Consider the following 5,784-nt stretch of genomic DNA (forward strand, 5'->3'; position numbering starts at 1 on the left):
ACAGGCAGCGATCACCTTGCGCGACATGGCGCGCTTGCGCTGGTCGTTGACCGCCACCGTCGTCTCGACCAGCCGCAGCGGGCTCCCATAATCCTGCCCGGTCTTGACCAGCGCCAGCGTATCCTTGGGAAAACAGGAGCCGCCATAGCCCGGCCCGGCATGCAGGAATTTCGCGCCGATGCGGCCGTCGAGCCCGATGCCGCGCGCCACTTCCTGCACATCGGCGCCAACCTTTTCGCACAGATCCGCCATTTCGTTGATGAAGGTGATCTTCATCGCCAGGAAGGCATTGCCGGCGTATTTGATCAGTTCAGACGTGCGCCGGGTGGTAAACAGCAACGGCGACTGGTTGAGGTAGAGCGGCCGATAGACCTCGGTCATCACGGCGCGGGCGCGCTCGTCGTCGAGACCGATGACGATGCGGTCGGGCCGCTTGAAGTCGTCGATGGCGGCGCCTTCGCGCAAAAATTCCGGGTTGGAAACGACGGCGATATCGGCGTCCGGATTGGTCTCGCGCATGATCCGCTCGACCTCGTCGCCGGTACCGACCGGCACGGTCGACTTTGTGACGATGACGGTGAAACCAGTGACATGGGCGGCAATCTCGCGGGCTGCATCGTAGACATAGGAGAGGTCGGCGTGGCCATCGCCGCGCCGCGACGGTGTGCCCACGGCAATGAAGATCACGTCGCTCTGCGCGACGCTCGTCGCGAGATCGGTCGTAAAGCTCAGGCGACCGTCCTTGACATTGTCGGCGACCAGTTGCTCCAGCCCCGGCTCGAAGATCGGGATGCGTCCGGCCAGAAGCGCCTCGATCTTGGCCGCATCCTTGTCAAGGCACGTGACCTCGTGGCCGAAATCGGCAAAGCAGACACCGGAAACAAGCCCGACATATCCGGCACCGATCATCGTGATTTTCATGGCAGACTCCAGAATGGCTTCGCGGACACGCGATCCTGTTTCGAAAGTGGTACTCAGGCACGCGTGGCGGCATCCATAGTCAAACAGACGCGCCTTGCCAATGGCGCATGTCAACGTGCGTCTCTATCGAGGGCTTGCCACCGGTCGGCCATGGCTCACCGTTCAGCCGGATTTGAAGCGGATGGCGGGAAGCGATCACGCGTCGACGAAGCATTTCGCTGGCATAACGAACCGTCCGAATGGCGCGGCGTCGCTGACGCTGAAGACGGATGCCCGGACGGATTTTTTGCGCAAGACCTTTTACGGCTTCATCCGCGACAGCGGCCACGCCTGTCTGCGCAGGGTGTCGGGCGATTTCACCGCCTCGACGACGATCATCGGGCGGTATGAGACGCTGTGTCTCGACCTCAAAAACACAGGCCAAGACAGGCCGCCTTTGGCCGCCAGATGCAATGCCGGCTGAGACTGTCCAGATCAATCGATAATCAGTTCGGGCCGGTCCGGGCCAACTATCGATTGATTCTAGCGGGGCTCGACGGTCTGGCTGAGATAGGTCGGGTCGAACTGCGCCAGTTCCTGCAGGCGGGGCCAGTCGAGGATGGTGATCATCTGCCCGATCCAGGTCAGGAGTTCCGCCTTGCGCAGGATCTGCAAGGTCTTGTTGAGGTGGACCAGCGATATGCCGAGCACATCGGCAAGCTCCACCTGTGTCAGCGGGAAATGAAAATTGTAGCCGGTCGTGCGGCCGACGACCTGCAGCCGCATGAACAGTTCGCAGACGAGATGGGCGAGATGCGATTTCTTCGACCGCCGGCCCATGGCGACGATCCACTCGCGATGAATGGCGCCGTCTACCAGCGTGTCCAGCCAGAACAGACGGCTGAGATGCGGCTGGGTTTCGGTGATCGCCTTGAGATCGCTGTGCTCCACGAAAGCAACATGGCAGGAAGACATGGCGACAATGCCGTGATCCATGGTTTTCAGCAGAAAGGCATGCAGGTCTACGAAATCGCCGGCGATGTGCAGGGCGGTGATCTGCCTTGTGCCATCCGCCAGGAATTTGTAACGCGCCGCGAACCCGTCGATCAACAGGGTGCTGTAACCCGGGCGCGATCCCTCGGCCACGATCTCCTCGTCTACCTTGAATCGGCGGTCGCGCCAGATCAGGTCTCTGAGCAGTGCCACCTCGTGTGGCGTCACCACATCATGACTTTGGAGATTGAGGAGCAGGGAATCGATCAATGTATAGCATGCCATCAGAAGTTTAGTTGGCTTCCAACTATCCCACAAATGGCCGGGGCTCATTTAACATTGACACATGAGTGACGAATCTCCTTGTTTTCAGTCACTATTTTCAAGGCGGCGAATCCCCTGAACATTCAACGGGATCAACGCATATGAGCCGATATTTTTTCGCTTTGCAGAATGGAGACGGGCCGGTTCGCGACAATGAAGGACTGGAACTTGCTGCGCGGGCCGACATCGTGCGGGAGGTGGGTCATATCCTTCTGGAAATAGCACGGGACGAAACCCTCGAACAGGCACGCGGAACCGCCGCCATTGTCGTCAGGGACATCAATGGCAAGGCCGTCCAGGTCGCCGAACTGACCTTCAGCAATCTATGGCTTGACGACGTTGCGCCAAGATAGGCCGCCGTCCTTCGTGGCGGGCGGCCAAAAGGATGGCGATCGCTACAGCATCGATTTGCTCAGGCCGCCGTCGATCGGCAGCGCCACGCCGGTGATATAGCCGGCCTGGCGGCTCGCCAGGAACGTCGCTGCTGCGCCGAATTCGGCCGGCGTGCCGTAGCGCTTGAGCGGAATGTCCGACTGGCTGCGCTCCGCCACCGTCTCGATGCTCAGCCCTTCCGCTTCGGCGTCCATGCGATCGAAGCTCAACGTCCGGTCCGTCGCCAGCCGGCCAGGCAGCAGCATGTTGACGGTGACGCCGTCCGCCGCCACTTCGCCGGCAAGTGTCTTCATCCAGCCGGCAACGGCGCTGCGCAGGGCATTGGAGGCGGTGAGGCCCGGAATGGGCTCGCGAATGCTGGTGGAAGCCACCGCCATGATCCGGCCCCAGCCGCGCTGCCGCATGGATGGCAGCAGCCGGTCGGTGATTCGCATGCCCGAAAGCACCATCGTGTCGAACTGCCTGCGCCAGAAGGCCGGATCAATCTCGGCCGCGACACTCGGCGGCGGCCCGCCGCCATTCAGCACGAGGATATCGATGGCATCGAAATCGGCCGCAAGCCGGTCAAGGAACGGATTGATCGCATCCGGATCGGAAAGATCGAGCCCGAACCCGCGTGCCGATTCGCCGATCTCCGCCGCCACGCTCGCTGCCTTTCCCGCATCGCGACCGGTCAGCGCCACCGCGACACCTTCACCGGCGAGGGCTTCGGCAATCCCCCGCCCAAGCCCCTTGCTGCCCCCGAGCACGAGCGCCCTCTTGTCCTTGATGCCAAAATCCATGGTCTTCCCATTCATACCTGTTTGACGGCTGTTGTAATATACGATCGAGCGGTAGGCGTTTGAAACCGATGGCTGCGACACGCGGCCCGGCCAGCGAAAGCGCGGCCGGGAGTTCTTTCTGTTACGAGCATGGATTGCGCCAAACCTCGGATGCTCCCAGCAAAAGGGCAAATCCCGTTCAATCGTCAACGACTATCAGCCGCTGGCCGGTTGGTTCAAGGCGTTATCAGGTTGATTTCGAGCCTGGCACCCGTGGCCTCTGCATATCGGCGCAACGTGGAGAGGGAAGGGGAAACACCGCCTCCTTCAAGCCGGGCAATGGCTGATTGTGTCGTGCCAATGCGCTTCGCAATCTCGGCTTGGGAAAGCTTTGCCTTCGTTCTGGCAGAGACGAGGGTTTCGATAAGCCGGAACTCCGCATCGGCTTTATAGCAAATATGTGATAATCGCACACCGGATTGGGCATCATGGGAAGCCGGGTTATTTCACAACTATCGTCACGAAAAACCAGGATCAGGAAAAACGGTTGTTTCGTAATGCTACATCTTCAGAGAAAGATTTGGTGGAGCTAAGCGGGATCGAACCGCTGACCTCTTGCATGCCATGCAAGCGCTCTCCCAGCTGAGCTATAGCCCCATTATGGGTCCGGCAATGCCGGTTCCGGGAACCCCGTCGAACCGATTGTTCGGTGGGGTGGCGGCTTCATACTTCCGCTTCTTGAAGATGGCAAGCCGAAAAACACAAAGGACCGAGATTTTCTGAAATGAGCCCGGTGCCCTGGCGTCCGCGTGTCGGTCACAACCCCGCGCGGACGCATTTCGCAGAGAAATGAGAGGTTTAGACCTCGTCGTCGTCGTCGGAGACGCCGATCAGGTCGGAAAGGCCGTCTTCGTCTTCGTCGTCGGCTTCCAGGAAGGTGTCGTCGTCATCGCCTTCGATTTCGACATCGTCGTCGCCCATGTCCGGAATGTCGTCGCCGCCGGCGGCCTCGCTGTCGGCATCCTCCAACGAGACCAGTTCGACTTCCGTGTTCTCGGCATCGACTTCCTTGATTTCGTCTTCCTCGGCAGCCTTCTCCATCACCTTGGCGACCGATGTCTCTTCGAAGAAGGACAACGGATAGGATTTGCCGGTGTAGGGAGAAACGATCGGATCCTTGTTCAGGTCGTAGAACTTACGGCCTGTCTCCGGATCGATGCGCTTTGTTCCAAGTTCCGCTTTTGCCACAGTCAAAGCCTCTTGAATGGCCGGGGTCACCGGCTTTAGCCGGAAAGCCGGCGTTGCACATGAAATGAATTAGCCGGTCCCCATAATGGTCTTGGCCTGTTCTGTCAAAGATTAACTTCTGCAGGTACCGGGCGGGCTTTGTTTGCGAGCGAGGCAGCCGGCGGCTCCGGCAAGCCATGGAGCAGCACCATCCTTGATAAGAGGCGTTGAGATCAGTTCTTATAATCTCGCGAAAAGGCTTGCCGTCACGCGTGATAGTGTGAGATTTCAGGGCTGTCGGGCCGCCCGTCACGATGATCATATCCATTTCAGGTAGTTCCATGACTTTCACCATCGCCATCGACGGACCGGCCGCTGCCGGCAAGGGGACCCTTTCGCGTCGGATCGCCGACGTCTATGGCTTTCATCATCTCGATACAGGGCTGACCTACCGCGCCACCGCCAAAGCGCTCCTCGATGCCGGCCTGCCGCTCGATGACGAGGCGTTGGCCGAGCAGATGGCACGGGATGTCGAGCTTGCCGGGCTCGATCGTTCGGTTCTCTCGGCCCATGCGATCGGTGAGGCGGCCTCGAAGATCGCGGTCATGCCGCTGGTGCGCCAGGCACTGGTCGAGGCGCAGCGCGCCTTTTCCGTGCGCGAGCCCGGAACCGTGCTCGACGGGCGCGATATCGGCACGGTCGTTTGCCCGGATGCGCCGGTAAAGCTCTATGTGACAGCTTCGGCCGAGGTCCGGGCGCGCCGCCGCTTCGACGAGATCGTCGGCAATGGCGTTCCCGCCGATTTTCTGGAGATTCTGGCCGACATCGCCAGGCGCGACGAGCGCGACATGGGCCGGGCCGATAGCCCGCTGCGGCCGGCTGCGGATGCGCACTTGCTAGATACGTCCGAAATGAGTATAGAGGCCGCTTTCCAGGCGGCGAAGAGCATCATCGACGCTGCCCTGAACAAATAGTCCGAGCAACCATCCCCGCGCCGGATTTGCTCTCGCAGAGAGAGCGGATGGTTTTCGGACGTGTCAACGCTAACCCCCGGCGCCGTGTCCCCATGAGGGACGCATCAGGAGTATTCATGTCTGAAGCTAACCCCACCCGCGACGATTTTGCCGCGCTGCTGCAGGAATCCTTTGCCACGCAGGATCTTGCCGAAGGCTACGTCACCAAGGGT

General features: G+C 60.4%; 8 protein-coding genes and 1 tRNA gene. 3 read left to right on the forward strand and 6 right to left on the reverse strand.

All coding sequences use genetic code 11. The annotated features are described in order from the left end of the window. Positions 1 to 921: UDP-glucose/GDP-mannose dehydrogenase family protein (locus VL202_RS09900; RefSeq protein WP_325463949.1), on the reverse strand; the 921-nt coding region annotated here is incomplete at its 3' end. Positions 922 to 1,021: 100 nt separating this feature from the next. Between VL202_RS09900 and VL202_RS09905 the strand changes: the two genes are divergently transcribed. Continuing rightward, positions 1,022 to 1,384, forward strand: a complete 363-nt coding sequence (locus VL202_RS09905) for a DUF1349 domain-containing protein (RefSeq protein ID WP_414692831.1) — start codon at positions 1,022 to 1,024, stop codon at positions 1,382 to 1,384. A 59-nt stretch (positions 1,385 to 1,443) separates the two neighbouring features. Here VL202_RS09905 and VL202_RS09910 read toward each other — a convergent pair whose 3' ends face one another. Further along, positions 1,444 to 2,163, reverse strand: a complete 720-nt coding sequence (locus tag VL202_RS09910) for a Crp/Fnr family transcriptional regulator (RefSeq protein WP_325463950.1) — start codon at positions 2,161 to 2,163, stop codon at positions 1,444 to 1,446. Between the two features lie 155 nt (positions 2,164 to 2,318). On the opposite strand from VL202_RS09910, the gene VL202_RS09915 reads away from it, so the two are divergent. Continuing rightward, the gene (locus VL202_RS09915) at positions 2,319 to 2,570 is read left to right on the forward strand and encodes a DUF6894 family protein (protein WP_325463951.1); all 252 of its coding nucleotides are present in this window, start codon (positions 2,319 to 2,321) and stop codon (positions 2,568 to 2,570) included. Between the two features lie 42 nt (positions 2,571 to 2,612). Here VL202_RS09915 and VL202_RS09920 read toward each other — a convergent pair whose 3' ends face one another. From VL202_RS09920 to VL202_RS09935, 4 genes are all read right to left on the reverse strand, one after another. Next, complete coding sequence (locus VL202_RS09920) at positions 2,613 to 3,392, reverse strand: SDR family oxidoreductase (RefSeq protein WP_325463952.1); 780 nt, start codon at positions 3,390 to 3,392, stop codon at positions 2,613 to 2,615. A 215-nt stretch (positions 3,393 to 3,607) separates the two neighbouring features. Continuing rightward, positions 3,608 to 3,844, reverse strand: coding sequence for a helix-turn-helix domain-containing protein (locus VL202_RS09925; RefSeq protein ID WP_325463953.1), 237 nt, complete (start codon positions 3,842 to 3,844; stop codon positions 3,608 to 3,610). A 108-nt stretch (positions 3,845 to 3,952) separates the two neighbouring features. Beyond that, positions 3,953 to 4,028, reverse strand: a tRNA-Ala gene (locus VL202_RS09930). Positions 4,029 to 4,229: 201 nt separating this feature from the next. Continuing rightward, positions 4,230 to 4,619, reverse strand: a complete 390-nt coding sequence (locus tag VL202_RS09935) for a TIGR02300 family protein (protein ID WP_325463954.1) — start codon at positions 4,617 to 4,619, stop codon at positions 4,230 to 4,232. Between the two features lie 293 nt (positions 4,620 to 4,912). Between VL202_RS09935 and cmk the strand changes: the two genes are divergently transcribed. Continuing rightward, positions 4,913 to 5,572: a (d)CMP kinase gene (cmk, locus tag VL202_RS09940; protein ID WP_414692832.1), complete on the forward strand. Its 660-nt coding sequence runs from the start codon at positions 4,913 to 4,915 to the stop codon at positions 5,570 to 5,572. The last annotated feature ends 212 nt before the right edge of the window (positions 5,573 to 5,784 follow it).

This window comes from Pararhizobium sp. (assembly GCF_035497515.1).
GTDB lineage: Bacteria > Pseudomonadota > Alphaproteobacteria > Rhizobiales > Rhizobiaceae > Pararhizobium.

What these genes read in the sequence shown, in the direction of transcription:
- VL202_RS09905 (WP_414692831.1), top strand. Translation starts at nt 1,022, where the DNA reads ATGGCGCATGTCAACGTGCGTCTCTATCGAGGGCTTGCCACCGGTCGG.
- VL202_RS09915 (WP_325463951.1), top strand. Translation starts at nt 2,319, where the DNA reads ATGAGCCGATATTTTTTCGCTTTGCAGAATGGAGACGGGCCGGTTCGC.
- VL202_RS09920 (WP_325463952.1), bottom strand. Translation starts at nt 3,392, where the DNA reads ATGGATTTTGGCATCAAGGACAAGAGGGCGCTCGTGCTCGGGGGCAGC.
- cmk (WP_414692832.1), top strand. Translation starts at nt 4,913, where the DNA reads ATGATCATATCCATTTCAGGTAGTTCCATGACTTTCACCATCGCCATC.